Source organism: Candidatus Accumulibacter propinquus, from assembly GCF_056856495.1.
Genome location: NZ_JBSEHC010000003.1, coordinates 608,119 through 626,580, shown reverse-complemented (window position 1 = coordinate 626,580; position 18,462 = coordinate 608,119). Strand labels below are relative to the sequence as shown.

Below are 18,462 nucleotides of genomic sequence, written 5' to 3'. Positions count from 1 at the left end.
CAATCGTTGAAGCCATGCAAACGGCTATCTGTAGGCCGCACCCGCTCGTGACGGGCACGGCCTCGATGCAGAAGACTGACTAGTCAGTTGCAGATTGAATTGACATCCGCTCCTGCTCGAACGGATCCTTGGCCGTCTTTGGCGCCGGCTTTTCAGCCATGGTGCCCGGAAGTATTTCGAAGATCGGGGCAAACTGGACAAGCATGCCCCTCAGTTGGTCAAAAGGCTTGCGATCACCGTCAAACCTCGCCTTGCCAGACTTGAGCAGATCGTCAAAGGTGGCGGTACCCCCCATTACGCTCTCAAGATCGGTTCGGTTGACGGTGATTGTCAGGTCCGGGTTCTTTGCCTGCTGCCCCTTGATGTTGGTAAGGGTTGAGTTGCGCAGTTCAACCACGAATTTCTCGCCGTTGTCCGGCGTTACCAGGTTGATGACGAACTTTATCCCCTCCGCCTTTTTGCTGTCCAGTCGAATCCCCATGTAGTCGAGCCAGAGGTCGGTCGTCATCGCCCGGATCGTATCTGGTCCAGTCCCCTTGGGTGGAACACCACCGGGAATCCCGTGACGGAGTTCATAAGCGCCAGCGAGAAAGCTGTTACGCACGCTTGGGCTTTCCTTCTGGTAACCGATCTGCTCGTAGGCATCAGCCAGCAGGTCCTTGGCGGACTGGTTCTTCGGTTCGGCATAGACAAGCTTGTTGAGGATCTCCACGGCTTCACGATACTTGCCTTGAGCAATCAGCTGCTCCCCCTTGGCCATGATCTTCCTGGCACCACCCATCATCTCAACATACAGAGGAGCGGAATCCTTCGGTGAGAGTGGGATCAACGTGGCCGGGTTGGCGTCCCAGTAACCCAGGTAGCGGTTGATCACCGCCCGGCTGTTGTGCTCTTCTGAACCGTGGTAGCTGTGGGCAGCCCACTGATTTTGCAGGCTCTTGGGCAGTTTGTAGACATTCTGGATTTCGTTGATCGTTACGCCCTTGTTGGCCTGGTGCAACACCTCGTTGTTGAGGTTGGCATAGCCGTCGCGCTGGGTGCTCATGATCTCCAGAATACGCTCGTTGCCAAAACGCGGCCAACTGTGTGCAGCGAACATGACTTCTGCCGTCTGACCATAGCGGTACACCGCCACGTTGATGTTCTTTGACCAGGCCAGAGCATCCCGTACCAGCGCGCCGCGCAAGGTGTAGATGTTGTGTATCGTGCCGGTGATGTTCTCCGCGGCCCAGAATGCCTTGAGATCGGGGAACCAGGTGTTCATCTCCGCCGGAGCTTCGGTGCCGGGGGTGTTCTGGAACTCCATTCGCACACCGTCAACGACGAGTTCTTCAAAGTCCTTTTCGACAAAACGGGTCGGTTCGATCAGACCGGTATTTCCGGCAGCGGTATTCTTGCCGATGGACTGGTCTACGTGGCCATAGGGACTGCGTGGCAGCAGGATGCCGTACTGAAAGAATGCCCGCCGCATCATGGCGGTGCCGGCATAGACGTTTTCGGTAACCGCATGCTGCATAAAACCGACCGGAGCGATCACCTGCACCTTGCCGCTCTTTACGTCAGCCTCGTCAATGACGCCGCGTACGCCACCGTAGTGATCAAGGTGGGAGTGCGAGTAGACGACAGCCACCACCGGACGTTTGCCGAGCTTCTCGTTGATGAACTCCAGCGCTGCTTTGGCAGTCTCCTTGGCGGTCAGCGGGTCGAAGATGATCCAGCCGGTATCGCCCTTGATAAAGGTGATATTGGCCAAGTCAAAGCCGCGCACCTGGTAGATCTTGTCGGGCAGGACTTCGTAGAGTCCGTAGGCCATGTTGAGGATCGCCTGGCGCTGCAGGGAAGGATTGACACTATTAAAGTCCTTGCCCTCAAGCAGGAACTGGTAGCTCCCCATGTCCCAGGCTACATTGCCGGCCTCGGCCATGATCTGCTTGTAGGTCGGGGCAGCGATAAATCCTTTCCTGGCCTCTTCGAAATCTCGCTTGTCCTGAAACGGCAGGGTCTTGCGCAGACCGTTCTGTAGTTCGATGGTGAACGTTGACGGCTCTTTCCCTTTCGGGTCGAAGTGCTTCGACGGGTCGGCGGTCACGATAGCACCGCCGCCAGCCGCAGAGGCCAGGCCGGCGAAGCACGCGAACCCCAACGTGGATACCGCACAGATGTGTCGCAGCTCAATTTTCATGCATTTATCCTTGTCCATTTGACCCTGATGTTTCGCATATTCACGTCACTTCTCTGTGACCCTGGACTTCCAACTCGTCGTGCTGTCAATATACAGGATGCCAGAGTTGAAAGGGCTTACGTAGCGTACGACCGTTGCGCCTGTCGTTCCTGAATCCTATCGGCTACGCCAGAATGCTTGTCTGAGTTGATTCGGGGACGAAGAAATGGCCGGTCATCGCAATAAAGCTGCCAGTCAAGATTCGAATTGCTGAGTATGTTGAACGACCAGAAGTGGCGGAAAGTACTCGTTGAGCGCTGCTTCCGCAATGCGGACGTAGGCGAACTGTCACCATTCCCGGCAACCGCCCCCGAAGGCCGAACCTCGGAAGTCTACGCCGGACTTCACGGTTGGCAGGGATTTGCGAGCGCGTGTCGAGGCGTCAGTCGAGCACTCGCCGCTCAAGCTGACCGCTTGATGTCCAACTCCTGGGGGGGTTGGCACCTCTCACTTTGGCCGGAGAGCGGACCACCCCTCTGACAGGGATTGACATGGAAGAGCGGTTCATGAACACCCGTGAAGGCCAACTCGGATCGTTCGTCAAGGCGGTCGCTGCTTTCGCCGCAGACAAGCACCGGAACCCGGAGCGATCAAAGGCAAAGTGCGTAGGCCCAAGTCGTAGTCGTTGTGCCCACGCGGATTCGGTCGCTGAGTGATGAAGCCGACAGAACGATGTCTTCGGCCAACACCTGCATTTCATGGCAAACACCAAAATTGGGTGTTAATGGGTGTATTATAATGTGAAAGAACCCAGTCTCCAAGCGCACGGGTACCAGACCGCGAGCGGTCATGGAGAGTGGTGGTCGTGAATCAGGCGGCTGCGGGGATGAAGCCGAAGCGAGTCAGCGCCTTGATCCAGCGAGAAGCGTTGCGCTGCACCGATAGCTGCTCATAGTTGGTGGCGGAGTCCCGGTAATAGTCGCCACGCTTGAGCATGAAGAAGATGGTGCGCAACATCTTGTGAGCCAAGGCGACGATGGCGCGCTTGTGGCCACGACGAACGATCAGCGATTGGAACTTGGCGTGAAACGCCGATTTGGTGCGGCTGGCGGCGTGAGCAAACTCGCACAGGAGTCGTCGGACGTAGGGATTGCCCTTGCGGACCCGTCCGGACTTGCGCTTTCCGGCGGATTCGTTGTTTCCTGGACAGATACCCACCCAGGAAGTCAGGCGATCGGGGTTGCCGAAAACGCACATATCGCTGCCGATCTCGACGAGCAGCATGGCGGCACCGATGGTGTCGACACTTGGCAAGGTTTGTAGCAGGGCCAGCGCATTGTGCTCGCTCGCCAACTCGTGGAGTAGACGGGCGTCGAATCGCGTGATGCGCGCTTCGAGTTCCTCGATATGCCGCAACAGTTCGTCCAGAACGAACCGGTGACTCGCGGTCAATTCGCCCTGCAGGGCGTCGTGCAGCACTTCACGGCTAGCCTTGAGGCGTCGGCTGGCGAGAGGCAAGACCTCGTGCGGCGCCTGCCCTTGGACAATTCCCTTGACCATCGCCCGCGCCGACTGACCATGAATATCACTGACCACGACGCCCAGCCGCACACCCGCATCGGTCAGCACCTTGTGCAGGCGGTTTTTCTCCGACGACAGCAAGCCCACCAGCTTCTGCCGCTGCCGGGCGATCAGACGCAGTTCGCGCAGTTTGGCCGGTGGCACGAAAGACCCGCGCAAAAGACCGGCACGGGCGAGCGTCGCCAGCCACTGCGCATCGCCGATATCCGTCTTGCGGCCCGGGACCTGCTTCACATGCCGGGCATTGACCACCTTCGCCCGAATGCCGGCCGCCTCGAGTGCCGCATAAAGGGCTCTTCCAGTAGATCCCCGTGCTCTCCATGACGACCTCGTCTGGGCGAAGCGTCGCCACCCAAGCCGCCAGCTCGCGCCGATCACGTTTGAACCCACCAAACTGCCGCTGCTCGATTCGTGTCTCGCCGCTCGCTTCTTCGATGATCGCACACGCCGTGATCTGCGCTTGGTGAACGTCCAGGCCAATCACTCGCTTGTGGATCGGAACCAGTTCCATCTCGTCTCCTTTCGCCATAAACTTGAACGCGGGAGGCGGCGGGTGCCAGAACCGAAGTTGCCTGAGGGCGACAGGTCGCCAGCGGCCCTTTTAATGTGTGCGCTCGATGGCAGCAATCCGGGGTACGAGTCGGTTCAGCGGGTCACGTTAGCTTGCGGGGTCGGACCGCCAAAATATTGCGCGACCTCTACCCGACGCCTCCCAACCCGCATCTTCTTTCATCATCCGGGGCGGCCGCAACTGCAATGACCGTTAATGTGAAAGAACCCAGTCTCCAAGCGCGCGAGTACCTGACCGCGAGCGGTCATGGAGATCGGTTGTCGTGAATCAAGCGGCTGCGGGGATGAAGCCGAAGCGAGTTAGCGCCTTGATCCAGCGAGAGGCGTTGCGCTGCACGGAGAGCTGCTCATAGTTGGTGGCGGAATCCCGGTAATGTTCGCCACGCTTGAGCATGAAAAAAATGGTGCGCAACATTTTGTGAGCCAAAGCGACGATGGCGCGTTTGTGACCACGACGAACGATCAACGACTGGAACTTGGCCTGGAACGCCGATTTGGTGCGGCTGGCGGCGTGAGCGAACTCACAGAGGAGTCGGCGGACGTAGGGATTGCCCTTGCGGACGCGTCCCGACTGGCGCTTCCCGGCCGACTCGTTGTTGCCCGGACAGAGGCCAACCCAGGAGGCTAGGCGGTCCGAGGTGCCGAAGACGCTCATGTCGCTGCCGATCTCGACGAGCAGCATGGCGGCGCCGATGAGATCGACGCCAGGTAAGGTTTGCAGCAGGGCGAGCGCATTGTGCTCGCTCGCCAATTCGGCGAGCAGGCGGGCGTCGAAACGGGCGATGCGCGCTTCGAGTTCCTCGATATGCCGCAATAGTTCGTCAAGAACGAACACGTGACTCGCGGTCAATTCGCCCTGCAGGGCATCGTGCAATTCCTCGCGGCTGGCTTTGAGACGTCGACTGGCGCGTTGAAGAACCTCATGCGGAGCCTGCCCCCGGAGAATCCCCTTGATCATCGCGCGTGCCGACTGACCATGGATATCGCTGACCACCACGCCCAGACGGATGCCGGCATCGGTCAGCACTTTGTGCATGCGGTTCTTCTCGGACGAGAGCAGCCCGACGAGCTTCTGCCGTTGCCGGGCGATCAGACGCAGTTCGCGCAGTTGGGCCGGCGGCACGAAAGACCCTCGGAGCAGACCGGCTCGCGCCAGGGTGGCCAGCCACTGGGCATCTCCAACATCCGTCTTGCGTCCCGGCACCTGCTTGACGTGACGGGCATTGACCACCGTCGCCCGGATACCGACCGCCTCCAGCGCCGCATACGGACTCTTCCAGTAGATGCCCGTGCTTTCCATGACGACTTCGTCCGGATCAAGCGCCGCCGCCCAGACCGCCAGCTCCCGCCGGTCCCGTTTGAACGCGCCAAATTGCCGCTGCTCGAGTCGTGTCTCGCCGCCCGATTCCTCGATGATCGCGCACGCCGTGACCTGGGCCTGATGAATATCCAGCCCAATGACCCGCTTGTGGATCGGAACCAGTTCCATACCGTCTCCTTTCGCCATAAACTTGAACGCGGGAGGCGGTGGGTGCCAGAACCGAAATTGCCTGAAGGCGACAGGTCGCCAACGGCCCTTTTAATGTGTGCGCTCGATGGCAGCAATCCGGGGTACGAGTCGGTTCAGCGGGTCACGTTAGCTTGCGGGGTCGAGCCGCCAAAATGTTGCGCGACCTCTACCCGCCGCTTCCCAACCCGCATCTTCTTTCATCATCCGGGGCGGCGGCAACTGCAATGACCGTTGGTTCATGCTTCGACCCGATACGCTACAGATCACCCCGGAAATCCTCCGCTTGATCGCTGGGATCGACGAGTTCAAAGGAGCCTGGCGTGCCTTGGGCACGCTCGCGCCCGATCGTCTGTCAGCCTTGCGACGGGTTGCCACCATCGAGAGCATCGGCTCGTCCACCCGTATCGAGGGCAGCAAGCTCTCTGATCGCGACGTAGACAAACTGCTATCCAACCTGGCCATTCAGTTCTTCGAAACTCGAGACGAACAGGAAGTCGCCGGCTATGCCGAACTCATGGATCTGGTGTTCAACTCGTGGCAAGACATTCCGTTCAACGAAAGCCACATCAAGCAGTTGCACCAGATACTGCTTCGCCACAGCGAGAAGGACACTCGGCATTGGGGCCAATACAACACCAACTCCAATAGCGTCGCCGCCTTCGATGAAAACGGCGTACAAATCGCTATCGTGTTCGATACGGCCACGCCATTTGACACACCCCGCCTGATGACTGAACTGGTGGGCTGGGTCAATCAGGAACGTGAGAAGGCTCAACTACATCCGCTCCTGATCATTGCCATCCTCGTGGTAGTTTTTCTCGAAATCCACCCGTTCCAAGACGGCAACGGGCGGCTCAGCCGTGTGTTGACCACGCTGCTGCTGAACCAGACGGGCTATGCCTATGTGCCGTACAGTTCCCTGGAAAGCGTCATCGAGTCGAACAAGGAAGCCTACTACCTGGCCCTGCGGCAGACGCAAGGCACGATCCGCACCGATACACCCAACTGGCAACCGTGGCTGGTGTTTTTCCTGCACTCGCTGGCCGAGCAAGTCCGCAGGCTGGAGAAGAAGGTTGAGCGCGAAAAAACCGTATTGGCCACTTTGCCAGACCTGTCAATGCAGATCGTCGAGTTCGCGCGCGAGCACGGGCGTGTCACGATTGGCGATGCCATCAAGTTCACAGGGGTCAGCCGCAACACCTTGAAGCAGCATTTCCGCAACCTCGTGGAGCGAGGCCACCTGAGTCAGCAGGGCAGCGGGCGGGGAGTTTGGTACGATCTGCGCTGAAGTTCGGTGTGGCCCAGTAGCCTTTCGGCCAACACCCCATCACATGGACAAACACCCTCACACGTCCTCACCAGTACTCACATGCCCCGATAGCGAGTGGTGATCCAGGGTGCGATTGCACCACCAGACAAGAAGATCAATCCCTCATCGGGTTGGTCTTTTTTTGCGTACTGCCGCGTGTTGGCGCGGGTTCGTGGGGGTTCCTGTGGACTTCGTGGTTTTGCTCGGGCGCCCGGAATCGGCCGTTTTCACTATCTCCTGGCCATTTTTCTCTCCGGCCTCGCTGCCCGCTGGAGGCCGAAGTCCACGAGCGCCTCGAATAGCCGCGTTACGAATCAACAGCTTACACGTGGTCCAATCAAGCGGTTGATTCGTGGCATTGGTAGGCGGTGGGAACAGCGGCGCTGTTCCAGCGAGCGCAAGATGCTGGCTGGATCTCTGGCTGGTTGGCAGGCTGGCAGGCCGCCCCCGGCCACTACCAGCCGTAGCAGGCCAGAAAAACGAGCGGTGCGAACGGCAGCTAACGGTCATTGCAGTTGCGGCCACCCCGGATGATGAAAGAAGAATCCGAGTTGGGAAGCGGCGGGAAGAGGTCGCGCAATATTTTGGCGGCTTGACCCCGCAAGCTAACGTGACCCGCTGAACCGACTCGTACCCCGGATTGCTGCCATCGAGCGCACACATTAAAAGGGCCGCTGGCGACTTGTCGCCTTCAGGCAATTTCGGTTCTGGCACCCACCGCTTCCCGCCTTCGAGTGTATTGCGAAAGGAGACGGTATGGAACTGGTTCCCATCCACAAACGAGTCATCGGGCTCGACGTTCATCAGGCCCAGATCACGGCGTGCGCGATCCTTGAGGAAGCGGATGGCGAGACACGCATCGAGCAGCGGCAATTTGGGGCCTTCAAAAAGGACCGGCGGGCGCTGGCGGTCTGGGCGGCGGCGCTGAATCCCGACGAAGTGGTCATGGAAAGCACGGGCATCTACTGGAAGAGCCCGTATGCGGCGCTGGAGGTCGGTGGGCATTCGGGCGACGGTGGTCAATGCCCGCCACGCCAAGCAGGTACCGGGGCGCAAGACCGATGTCGGCGACGCCCAGTGGCTCGCCACCCTGGCGCGTGCCGGTCTGCTGCGCGGGTCCTTCGTGCCGCCGGCCAAGCTGCGCGAACTCCGGGTGATCTCCCGGCAGCGCCAGAAGCTGGTCAGCCTGCTCACCGCCGAGAAGAACCGCATGCACAAAGTGCTCACCGATGCAGGTATCCGCCTGGGCGTGGTCGTCAGTGACATCCATGGTCAGTCGGCACGGGCCATGATCAAGGGCATCCTCGACGGCCAGGGCTCCGCACGAGGTGCTCAATCTCGCCAGTCGACGTCTCAAGGCTAGCCGCGAGGAATTGTACGATGCCCTCCAGGGCGAATTGACCGCGAGCCATGTGTTCGTTCTCAACGAACTGTTGCGGCATATCGAGGAACTGGAAGCGCGCATCGCCCGTTTCGACGCGCGACTGCTCGCTGAGTTGGCGAGCGAGCACAATGCACTGGCACTTGCTACAAACCTTGCCGGGTGTCGACGTCATCGGCGCGGCCATGCTGCTGGTCGAAATCGGTAGCGACATGAGCGTCTTCGGCACCCCAGACCGCCTGGCTTCCTGGGTCGGCATGTGCCCCGGCAACAATGAGTCGGCGGGAAAGCGCCAGTCGGGACGCATCCGCAAGGGCAATCCCTACGTCCGCCGACTCCTCTGTGAGTTCGCCCACGCCGCCAGTCACACCCGAGTCGGCGTTCCAGTCCAAGTTCCAGTTGCTGATCGTTCGCCGTGGCTACAAACGAGCCATCGTCGCTTTGGCTCACAAAATGTTGCGCACCCTCTTCTTCATGCTCAAGCGGGGCGAATATTACCGGGATTCCGCCACCAACTATGAGCAACTCTCCGTGCAGCGCAACGCTTCTCGCTGGATCAAGGCTCTGACTCGCTTCGGATTCATCCCCGCAGCCGCTTGATTCACGCCAACTCATCGTCATGACCGCTGCCGGTCAGGCTTTCGTTCGCCTTCCGGGTGGCTTCTTTCACATTAACTCATCAGAATCAGGGCGTGCAGCTCGGTGACAGGTTATCCCCGCACCCCCAAGAAGACGACTTCTCACTTAGGACGTAAGCAAAAATAACTTGAACATTTGTGGTAATTGTCTTATGGTTTCTGCATGGAGCAAGAGCTAGCCATAGAAGCCAAGTATCAAGCGCTGTGTGGAAGGCTGGATGAGGCCACGCTTCGCCTTTGGGCGGCGACGGAGGCACGAAGCCTGGGGCGTGGTGGCGTCACCTTGGTCGCCAAGGCGACTGGCCTGTCGCGCACGACGATTCATGCGGGTTTGAGTGAACTGAACGCACCGGTTTCGACTGGAGAGCAAGGCGTGCAACTCCGAGCGCGAGCGGTAGGAGGTGGGCGAAAGAAGCTGATTGACAAGGATGCCAGCTTGCTGAGCGATGTTGACGCCTTGGTGGAGCCGACAACGCGTGGTGATCCGATGTCGCCGCTGCGCTGGACCTGCAAGAGCACCTATCGGTTGGCTGAAGAACTGAGGCGGCAGGGGCACACGGTCAGCCAGCGAAGCCTGTGTGATTTGTTGAGTCTGGCAGGCTTCAGTCTGCAATCAACGCGAAAGACCCGAGAGGGTGGGCAGCATGAAGACCGCGATGCCCAGTTCAGCCACATTGCCCGCACCGTTGCGGAGTATCAGGCGGCAGGTGATCCGGTCATTTCGGTGGACACCAAGAAGAAAGAGTTAATCGGCGACTTCAAAAATGGCGGCAAAGAGTGGCAACCCAAGGGCAAGCCAGAAGAAGTCCGGGTTCATGACTTCATTGACCGTGAACTCGGCAAGGTCGCACCCTACGGGGTTTATGACTTGACCACCAATACGGGCTGGGTCAGTGTCGGCATCGACCACGATACCGCCGAATTCGCCGTCGAGAGCATCCGGCGCTGGTGGCGTGAAATGGGGCAGGTGACCTACCCGAGTGTTCGCCGTCTGCTGATCACCGCGGACGGCGGTGGTAGCAATGGTTATCGCGTGCGGCTATGGCGAAGGGAGTTGCAAAAACTGGCGGATGAACTGCGCCTGACGGTTCAGGTGTGTCATCTCCCGCCTGGAACCAGCAAGTGGAACAAAATCGAGCATCGCATGTTCTGCCACATCACCGCGAATTGGCGCGGCCGACCGCTCGTCAGTCGTCAGGTGGTGGTGAACCTGATCGGCAACACGACCACCGAGACCGGCTTGCGAATCCAGGCGGCGATCGATGAGAACGCTTATACGTCGGGAATCAAGGTGTCCGACGAAGAGCTGGCTTCGCTTACCATCGAGCGCGACGCGTTTCATGGCGAATGGAACTACCGGCTGATACCTCGGGACAATGACAAATAACTCGTATTGTTCAAGTTATTTTTGCTTGCGTCCTTAAAGCAGAAGGCATCTGTTTCCAGATGGTCGCCGGGCATTACGACCTATCTGACATCAGAAAACTGCAATTAGAGGGGTAGAAACATCGCCCCGCTCAAAATTCCATACGCAACGCTCCCGGCGTCGTACCGAACCAGCGGCGACAGGCCCTGCTTAGCGATCGCTGTTCGCTGTAACCGAGCAGAATTGCCACTTCCGACAAGGGCAGGGCGGGTTGAGCCAGGAACTCGCGCGCCTGGCTCCGTCGAACGCGATCAAGGATTTCGGAGAAGCTGATTTGTTGCACCTCTAGACGCCTTTGCAGCGTACGCTCGTTCATTGCCAGTTGCTGGGCGATGCTATCCAGGCTGCAGTCGCCATTGGCCAGTTGGCGTGCGATCAGTTCTTCGATTTGTTGGACAAGATCAAGTGGATTGCGTCGAATCAGGTTAGCCACAAAGCGTTCGACGGCAACGCGAACATTTGGATTTCCGCTGTCCAGCACCTGTTCAAGGAGTGCTTTGGGAACAATAACGCCGTTACCAGACTGCTGGCACGCCACTTCACATTCAAAGAATTCTTGGTAGCGTGAGAGGGATACGCCGGGAGGGTGCTGAAACACCACCTGCCAGTCAGCGCCAATATCCCCTTTAAGCATGCGCAGGGTCTGGATCAGTAACAAACAGCACATTTCCACAGACTGTCGATGTGCTCCGCAAATTTCCGGGGGCAGTTCGTAACGCAGCCATATGAGTTCCTCGGCGGGCCCGGCTTCCATCCGAAGCGAGGTGCGCGCTACGTGGTAAGGCAAATTGCGCGCGATCGCAATCAAAGCACTGCCCACGGTGTCAGCGCGACGGGCGACCATTGCGATGGGGCCGAGAGCCGAATAATCCTGGCGTTGTGCGAGGAGCAGGCCAAAGTCGGGTACAGCGAGCTGTGCTGCCGCGTTCTCGAGCACGCGCACTGTGGCGGACATGCTGATCGTCGCTTCCGGTTGCGCGAGCATTTGTGTAGTCAGCCCAACGTCACGAAGCAAAACTTCTGCGTCGCCAGCGAGTTCCTTGACGAGTTCGGTAAAACCGGTGAGCGCACGAGCGCGCACCAAGAGAGGAGAAGTATTCATGTACGCATGATTAGTGGAATGTCGTCAAATGTCCAATCGATGTCGTCTATTGTCCTATGCCGAAGACCAATTCCGGAACAGCATTCCACTTGGTAAATTCCACACTACAGTCTATTGTGAGCCTTGCGTCAGGTCCTTCGGTATCACGACATTCGGCTATTGGAGCAAGCGATGATAAAGCAGTTATTCGGGTTGGCAGTATCCTGTATTGCTTCTCTCGGCCTCATGAGCCTTGCTTCGGCGCAACAGGTCACCGGCGTGCTGGGCTCGCCCAGCGCTACCACGACCATCAGCGGCAAGCAGTTGCCGCCGCCCGACCCGAAGTTCGGCGGGGTGATCAAGGACAGGGCTTCGGAGTCCACAGCATGGTGGCCGCCACGCGTCGTGCCACCGAAGAAGGCGCCCAACGTGTTGCTCATCATGACCGATGACGACGGCTTCGGCTCACCCAGCACCTTCGGCGGGGTCATCCCGACCCCGGCGCTCGACCGCATCGCGAAGAGCGGCCTGCGCTACACGAACTTCCATTCCACATCGCTCTGCTCGCCGACGCGGGCGGCGCTGATTACCGGGCGCAACCACCACTCTGTGGGCTTCGGCGTGGTGGGCGAGATCGCCACCGGCTTCCCCGGTTACGACTCGATCATCCCGATCGAGAAGGGCACCATCGGCACGATCCTGAGGGACAACGGCTACGCGACCTCATGGTTCGGCAAGGACCACAACACCCCCTTCTTTGCCAACAGCCAGGCGGGCCCCTTCGAGCAATGGCCGAACGGCATGGGTTTCGAGTACTTCTGGGGCTTCGTCGGCGGCGACGCCAGCCAGTGGCAGCCGAACCTTTTCCGCAACACGACGCCGATCTTCCCGTTCCAGGGCAACCCTGGCTGGAACATGCAAACGGCGATGGCCGACGAGGCGATCCAGTACATGCGACAGTCGAAGGCGCTGGCACCGGAGAAGCCCTTCTTCGTCTACTACGTGCCCGGCGCCACGCACGCGCCGCATCATCCGACGCCAGAGTGGATCGACAAGATCAGCGCCATGCACCTGTTCGACGACGGCTGGGAGAAGCTGCGCGAGACGATTTTTGCCAACCAGAAGCGTCTCGGCATCATGCCGCCCAACGCTCAGCTGACGCCGTGGCCGGACGGACAGGACATATACAACGGCGCCAAGCTGCCGCGCTGGGACTCGCTGAGCTGGGAAGAGAAAAAGCTGTTCATCAAGCAGGCGGATGTCTATGCGGCCTATCAGGCTTACGCCGACAACGAGATCGGCCGTGTCATTCAGGCCGTCGAGGACATGGGTCAGCTCGACAACACGCTGATCATCTACATCAGCGGCGATAACGGCGCAAGCGCCGAAGGCATGGTCAACGGTACGCCCAACGAATTCACGACCTTCAACGGCATCCCGGTGCCGGTCAAGGACCAGTTCCTTTGGTACGAGTTCTGGGGCTCCGACCGTACCTTCCCGCACTATTCGGCGGCGTGGGCCTGGGCCTTCGACACACCGTTCAAGTGGATGAAGCAGGTGCCCTCGCACTTCGGCGGCACGGCGCAGGGCATGGCGATCTCGTGGCCCGGCCACATCGGCGACCCGGGCGGCATCCGCCGCCAGTTCCACCACGTCATCGACATCGTGCCGACCATCCTCGAGGCCACCGGCATCCCGGCGGCCCAGACGATCAACGGCATCAAGCAGCTCCCGATCGAAGGCACGAGCCTGGCCTACACCTGGGACAAGGCCAACGCCAACGCGCCGACCCGGCACACGACGCAGTACTTCGAGATGCTCGGCAATCGCGCCATCTACCATGATGGCTGGGTCGCGGCGACAACGCCGGTAACGCTGCCCTGGGAGCTCTCCACAAAACCGCCGCCGGACGTGATCACCGGCTACAGGTGGGAGCTCTATAACGTCATGAACGATCCCACGCAGAACAACGACCTCGCGGCGAAGATGCCTGACAAGCTCAAGCAGATGCAGAACATCTTCTATCTGGAGGCGGCCAAGTACAACGTGCTGCCGCTCGACAACACGACACTGGCGCGCTGGAACGCGCCGAAGCCGAGCCTGACGGCCGGGCGCACCGAGTTCACCTACTCGGGCACGCTGGCCAACGTGCCCGGCAGCACGGCACCGCATATCCTGAACAAGTCCTACACGATCACCGCCGAAGTCACGATCCCTGCGGGGGGTGCCGAAGGCATGATTGTCACCCAGGGTGGCCGTTTTGGAGGCTATGGCCTGTTCCTGAGCAAGGGCGAACTCGGGGTCGGCCGGGGCAAGGTGGTGTTCCTCTACAACCTGCTCGACCTGAAGCGCACGATCTGGGAAGGGCCTGAACTGGGCCAGGGCAAGCACACCATCGTCTTTGATTTCAAGTCCGCCGAGCCGGGTCTGGGCAAGGGCGGGACCGGTGTGCTCTACGTGGACGGCAAGGAAGTGGCGCGTAACTCGATGCCCAACTCCACGCCGATCACCTTTGCCGAGGACGAGACCTTCGACGTCGGTCTCGACACGCGCACCGGCGTCGCGATGATCGAGTATCGCTACGACTCCCCGTTCAAGTTCACCGGCACGATCGACAAGCTGACCTTCAATCTCGAACCGGAACCCAAGTCAGCTTCAAAGCCCTGATGGCTTCAAAATTGTCAGAGTTGAAATGAAAAATGCCCTTGTCCTTGCAGCCTTGAGTGAAGCCGCGACTGGGCTGGCATTGCTGATCGCCCCGTCGCTGGTCGCACGTTTACTGCTGGGCGAGGAACTGAGCGCCATCGCGATCCCAGTCGCGCGCGTGGCCGGTATCGCGCTGATTGCACTAGGAATCGCCTGCTGGCCAGGAGGGGCGCTGGCCGGCATGATGACCTACAGCGTGGCCGTCACGGTGTACCTCGCCTATCTCGGTTTCACCGGCGGTTCGACAGGCATATTCCTTTGGCCTGCGGTAATCCTGCACGTGATCTTGACCGTGTTGTTGGCACGGGCAGTACATGGTGAACAAATAGCGGTCTGACATGGGTTGAAACGGATGAGTCAGCGATGGTCAATCCAAAAGCCTGAATTGCGGCATAGCGATCAGAAAGCAGCCAGACTGATTGCCAATGTCATCAGTCGGTTCAGTCTCGTATGCGACCACCACACCCGCCTGGATCTGGATGCGGCCGCGATCACTCCGAATGCTTCTCCCCACCAACCCTACCAATCCGCAACCGCTGCTCCTCCCACAACACCGGCGGACTGATCGCCGCGCAGCGCCGGGGCGCGCAGGATGCCGCGCAGTTGTTCGAGCCCCGCCGATTCCAGTTCGGCCGCCGGCAGACGTGGCAGACCGGACGCCCCCGCCTGCTCCTTGGTGTCGCGCATCGGGATGTAATACCGGTAGCGCCGCCCGCTACTCTTCTTGGTCGAGTGCCAGGGCGACAGGGCGCGCCCGTCGTTGCCGAAGAAGATCCCCTTGAGCAGGAAGGGGACGACCGCCTGGGTGACGCCGCCGCGCACCCGGCAGTTGGTGGCGAGGATCGTGTGCACGCGGTCCCACAACTCACGTTCGATGATCGCCGGGTGCGCCCCCGGGAACCACTGCTCCTTGTGTCGTAACTCGCCGAGGTAGGTGCGGTTGTTCAGTAGTTTGTAGATCATCCCCTTGTCGATCGCCCTGCCCTCGCGGACCTTGCCGTCCTGCGTGGTCCAGGCCTTCGAGGTGACGCCGTCCAGCTTCAACTCATTGAACAGGGCGGTGCTCGAACCGAGTTCGACGAAGCGCTGAAAGATGTGCCGGATGAGTTGGGCTTCCCGCTCGTTCGGCACCAGTCGCCGGTTGTCGACATCGTAGCCCAGGGGTGGCACTCCACCCATCCACATTCCCTTGGCCTTGCTGGCAGCGATCTTGTCGCGGATCCGTTCGCCGGTGACCTCGCGCTCGAACTGCGCGAAGGACAGCAGCAAGTTGAGCATCAGCCGGCCCATCGAGGTCGTGGTGTTGAACTGCTGCGTCACCGAGACGAAGGAGACGCCATACCGTTCGAAGACTTCAACCATCTTCGAGAAGTCCGCCAGGCTGCGCGTCAGTCGATCGATCTTGTAGATCACGACCACGTCGATCCGGCCGGCCTCGATGTCGGCCATCATGCGCCGGAGTGCCGGACGTTCCATGTGGCCGCCTGAGAACGCGGGATCGTCGTAATCGTCCGCCACCGGAATCCACCCCTCGGCACGTTGACTGGCAATGTAGGCATGCCCGGCGTCGCGGTATTCCCGGGTCAGCACCGTACCCGCGGTAGGCCGGGTGTCGCGGTCGCGCTTCTGGACCTTGCCCGTTTCCAGGAGGGCTTCGATCCGACGCTGGTTGCGCTCCAGCAGATTGGCGTCGACCTTGCGGAACTCGACTTCCTGCAGGTAGTGGGCGATGCGGCGTTCTAAAATCGCTCGGTTGTAGTTGGGCGTTCGGCGCCGAACAGTTTTTGCCAAAGCGCCTTGATTTCAGGCATCGGCAGTTCAGGCAAGCGGGCGATCTGCGCCAGGACCGACGGCGGCGTGGCGGGAATGCGAGGGGTCGTGTTCATCATGACTCCGGTTTATTCCTTGTGGACGGGGTGTGAATGAACGCTCTGGTCGCCGGAGAAGGCAAGCTCAAACCGGTTCTCTCGGGCCAGGTTTGCCGCCTGCGGAGACTGCCCATAACTGCGCAGGCGGATGAGCCCTTTGGCCAGCAACGACGCGATCTCGTGCCGACGCTGTTCCGTGGTCATGTACTCCGGGGGGAGATGGGCGACTGAGCAGTCGCTGTGCGCCGATGGGCTCTCGACTCGCGAAGTTGCACTTCGGCTTGGGTGATATCCCAATTCTTCATACCGTTGTGTGCCAGAAGCAATAACTGATTACACTGGTGTATTTTCATCGCCGAACTGCAGGGCGTGCAGGCGGGCGTAGTGGCAATTGCCGGCGAGCAGTTCGGCGTGCGTGCCGCGCTCGACGATGCGTCCCTGGTCCATGACCAGGATCAGGTCGGCCCTTTCGATGGTCGACAGGCGGTGGGCGATGACCAGCGTCGTCCGCCCGGCCATCACGCGGTCGAGCGCGCTCTGGATGTGGCGTTCCGACTCGGTGTCCAGCGCCGAAGTCGCCTCGTCGAGGATCAGGATCGGCGCATCCTTGAGCAGCGCGCGGGCAATCGCCAGGCGCTGCCGCTGTCCGCCGGACAACATCACGCCGTTCTCGCCGATCAGCGTGTCGAAGCCGGCATCCAGCCGGTCGATGAACTCGCGGGCAAAGGCTGCCTCGGCGGCCGCCTCGATCGCCGCCCGCGGCGCCGACGCCAGGTCGCCGTAGGCAATGTTGCCGGCCACCGTGTCGTTGAACAGCACCACCTGCTGGGTCACCAGCGCGATGTGCCTACGCAGGTTGCGCAGCGTGTAGTCCTCGACATCGACGCCGTCGATCAGGATGTGGCCGGAATCGTGGTTGTAGAAGCGGGCGATCAGGTTCGCCAGTGTGGACTTGCCGCTGCCCGAGCGTCCGACGAGGGCCACCATCTGTCCCGGTTCGACCGAGAAGCTGACCTTGTCGAGCACACATTGCGCGCTGCCGGGATAGGCGAATGAGAGATCGCTGACTTGCAGCCGGCCCTCGACCCGCTCCCTTTCGACGGTCCCCTGATCGGGTTCCGGCGCCTCGTCGAGTTGGGCGAAGATGCTCTCGGCGCCCGCCAGCCCCTTCTGGATGGTGGCGCTGACTTCGGAAATCTGCCGGATCGGCTTCGGCAACATGCCGGCGGCGGTGATGTAGGCAACAAGGTCGCCGGCCGAGGCGTCGCCGCGCAGCAACAACACCAGCACCAGCAGCGCGGCCATGGTGCTGAAGGTGACGAACTGCAGCGCCGGCGTGTAGCTGGCGGCGGTCCTGACCATGCGCAACTGCTTGGCGGTATTGTCGGCGCTGGCCGCGCGAAAGCGCGCCGACTCGTAGTCCTCGCCGCCGAAACTGCGCACCACGCGGTAACCCTGGATGGTTTCCGACGCGACATGCGTCAGGTCGCCCATGGCCACCTGGATCTTCCGGCTCTGCTTGCGGAATTTCCGGCTGGCGCTGGCCACCATCAGGGCGATGATCGGCAGGATGGCGACCATCACCAGCGTCAGTCGCCAGTTCATCCACAGCAGATAGCCGAACAGGAAGACGATGGTCATGCCTTCGCGAATCACCACCTTGATTGCCTCGGTGGCGGCGCCAGTGACCATCGTCACGTCGTAGGTGATGCGCGAGATCAGGTGTCCGGAGTTCTGCTGGTCGAAGTAGTGGTTCGGCAACCGCAGCAGGCTGTCGAAAAGACCACGCCGCAAGTCGTCGATCAGGCCGAGCGAGACCCGCGCCAGGTAGTAGTTGCCGAGGAACGAGCCAAGGCCCTGCCAGCTCACGACGACCACCAGCAGCACCGGCAGGGCGTGGATCAGGTCCATCTCGCCGAGCAGGGGCAGTGCGTACGGTATCTTGCCGCCGGCTGCGTTCAGGCCATCGATGAAGTACTTGAGAATCCCGGCCAGCATCGGTTGCGACGAGGCGAACATCAGGTAGCCGAGCAGGCTGACGCCGAACAGCCCGAGAAAGGGCCGCAAGTAGCCGAGCAAGCGAAAATAGATGCGCAACGAGGAAGGCGTGGGCTGGCTGGCGGAGGACATTGGGGACGGCGGCCTGCGGGGAACTGCGAGGCCGGAGTGTAACACTGTATAACACGGTAACCCGCCGTCCCGACCGCTCAGCCGGCGCCGCAGACCGACCC

General features: G+C 60.5%; 10 protein-coding genes and 2 pseudogenes. 5 read left to right on the top strand and 7 right to left on the bottom strand.

Features of this window, described 5'->3' with window-relative positions:
- Nucleotides 1–79: 79 nt before the first annotated feature.
- From AC15MQ_RS08905 to AC15MQ_RS08895, 3 genes and pseudogenes are all read right to left on the bottom strand, one after another.
- Nucleotides 80–2,182, bottom strand: a complete 2,103-nt coding sequence (locus AC15MQ_RS08905; protein ID WP_483079924.1) for an alkyl/aryl-sulfatase — start codon at nucleotides 2,180–2,182, stop codon at nucleotides 80–82.
- An 849-nt stretch (nucleotides 2,183–3,031) separates the two neighbouring features.
- Nucleotides 3,032–4,253 (bottom strand): annotated as a pseudogene (locus tag AC15MQ_RS08900) (IS110 family RNA-guided transposase).
- A gap of 327 nt (nucleotides 4,254–4,580) precedes the next feature.
- The gene (locus tag AC15MQ_RS08895) at nucleotides 4,581–5,801 is read right to left on the bottom strand and encodes an IS110 family RNA-guided transposase (protein WP_483079923.1); all 1,221 of its coding nucleotides are present in this window, start codon (nucleotides 5,799–5,801) and stop codon (nucleotides 4,581–4,583) included.
- Nucleotides 5,802–6,060: 259 nt separating this feature from the next.
- Between AC15MQ_RS08895 and AC15MQ_RS08890 the strand changes: the two genes are divergently transcribed.
- The 3 genes and pseudogenes from AC15MQ_RS08890 to AC15MQ_RS08880 all read left to right on the top strand — a co-directional run bounded on the left by AC15MQ_RS08890 (nucleotide 6,061) and on the right by AC15MQ_RS08880 (nucleotide 10,537).
- Complete coding sequence (locus AC15MQ_RS08890) at nucleotides 6,061–7,110, top strand: Fic family protein (RefSeq protein ID WP_483079922.1); 1,050 nt, start codon at nucleotides 6,061–6,063, stop codon at nucleotides 7,108–7,110.
- A 777-nt stretch (nucleotides 7,111–7,887) separates the two neighbouring features.
- Nucleotides 7,888–9,112: pseudogene (locus AC15MQ_RS08885) on the top strand (IS110 family RNA-guided transposase).
- 201 nt (nucleotides 9,113–9,313) lie between these two features.
- Nucleotides 9,314–10,537: an ISAzo13-like element ISCap1 family transposase gene (locus AC15MQ_RS08880; RefSeq protein ID WP_483079921.1), complete on the top strand. Its 1,224-nt coding sequence runs from the start codon at nucleotides 9,314–9,316 to the stop codon at nucleotides 10,535–10,537.
- A gap of 130 nt (nucleotides 10,538–10,667) precedes the next feature.
- Here the strand turns inward: AC15MQ_RS08880 and AC15MQ_RS08875 are convergent, their stop codons facing one another.
- Entirely contained in the window at nucleotides 10,668–11,678 is a 1,011-nt protein-coding gene (locus AC15MQ_RS08875; RefSeq protein WP_483079920.1) for an AraC family transcriptional regulator, read from the bottom strand.
- A gap of 225 nt (nucleotides 11,679–11,903) precedes the next feature.
- On the opposite strand from AC15MQ_RS08875, the gene AC15MQ_RS08870 reads away from it, so the two are divergent.
- Nucleotides 11,904–14,324, top strand: coding sequence for an arylsulfatase (locus tag AC15MQ_RS08870; RefSeq protein ID WP_483080630.1), 2,421 nt, complete (start codon nucleotides 11,904–11,906; stop codon nucleotides 14,322–14,324).
- Nucleotides 14,325–14,349: 25 nt separating this feature from the next.
- A complete protein-coding gene (locus AC15MQ_RS08865; protein WP_287655468.1) occupies nucleotides 14,350–14,700 on the top strand; it encodes a hypothetical protein in 351 nt (116 codons plus the stop codon).
- 182 nt (nucleotides 14,701–14,882) lie between these two features.
- On the opposite strand, the gene AC15MQ_RS08860 is transcribed toward AC15MQ_RS08865, so the two are convergent.
- The 3 genes from AC15MQ_RS08860 to msbA form a co-directional block, all read right to left on the bottom strand.
- The gene (locus tag AC15MQ_RS08860) at nucleotides 14,883–16,154 is read right to left on the bottom strand and encodes a recombinase family protein (protein ID WP_483079919.1); all 1,272 of its coding nucleotides are present in this window, start codon (nucleotides 16,152–16,154) and stop codon (nucleotides 14,883–14,885) included.
- Nucleotides 16,155–16,261: 107 nt separating this feature from the next.
- A complete protein-coding gene (locus tag AC15MQ_RS08855; protein WP_483079918.1) occupies nucleotides 16,262–16,435 on the bottom strand; it encodes a hypothetical protein in 174 nt (57 codons plus the stop codon).
- Between the two features lie 129 nt (nucleotides 16,436–16,564).
- Nucleotides 16,565–18,361, bottom strand: a complete 1,797-nt coding sequence (gene msbA, locus AC15MQ_RS08850; protein ID WP_483079917.1) for a lipid A export permease/ATP-binding protein MsbA — start codon at nucleotides 18,359–18,361, stop codon at nucleotides 16,565–16,567.
- Nucleotides 18,362–18,462 lie beyond the last annotated feature (101 nt).

Coding starts and splice junctions, on each gene's coding strand:
- AC15MQ_RS08905 (WP_483079924.1), bottom strand. CDS start 2,182: ATGAAAATTGAGCTGCGACACATCTGTGCGGTATCCACGTTGGGGTTC.
- AC15MQ_RS08895 (WP_483079923.1), bottom strand. CDS start 5,801: ATGGAACTGGTTCCGATCCACAAGCGGGTCATTGGGCTGGATATTCAT.
- AC15MQ_RS08890 (WP_483079922.1), top strand. CDS start 6,061: ATGCTTCGACCCGATACGCTACAGATCACCCCGGAAATCCTCCGCTTG.
- AC15MQ_RS08880 (WP_483079921.1), top strand. CDS start 9,314: ATGGAGCAAGAGCTAGCCATAGAAGCCAAGTATCAAGCGCTGTGTGGA.
- AC15MQ_RS08875 (WP_483079920.1), bottom strand. CDS start 11,678: ATGAATACTTCTCCTCTCTTGGTGCGCGCTCGTGCGCTCACCGGTTTT.
- AC15MQ_RS08870 (WP_483080630.1), top strand. CDS start 11,904: ATGAGCCTTGCTTCGGCGCAACAGGTCACCGGCGTGCTGGGCTCGCCC.
- AC15MQ_RS08865 (WP_287655468.1), top strand. CDS start 14,350: ATGAAAAATGCCCTTGTCCTTGCAGCCTTGAGTGAAGCCGCGACTGGG.
- AC15MQ_RS08855 (WP_483079918.1), bottom strand. CDS start 16,435: ATGACCACGGAACAGCGTCGGCACGAGATCGCGTCGTTGCTGGCCAAA.
- msbA (WP_483079917.1), bottom strand. CDS start 18,361: ATGTCCTCCGCCAGCCAGCCCACGCCTTCCTCGTTGCGCATCTATTTT.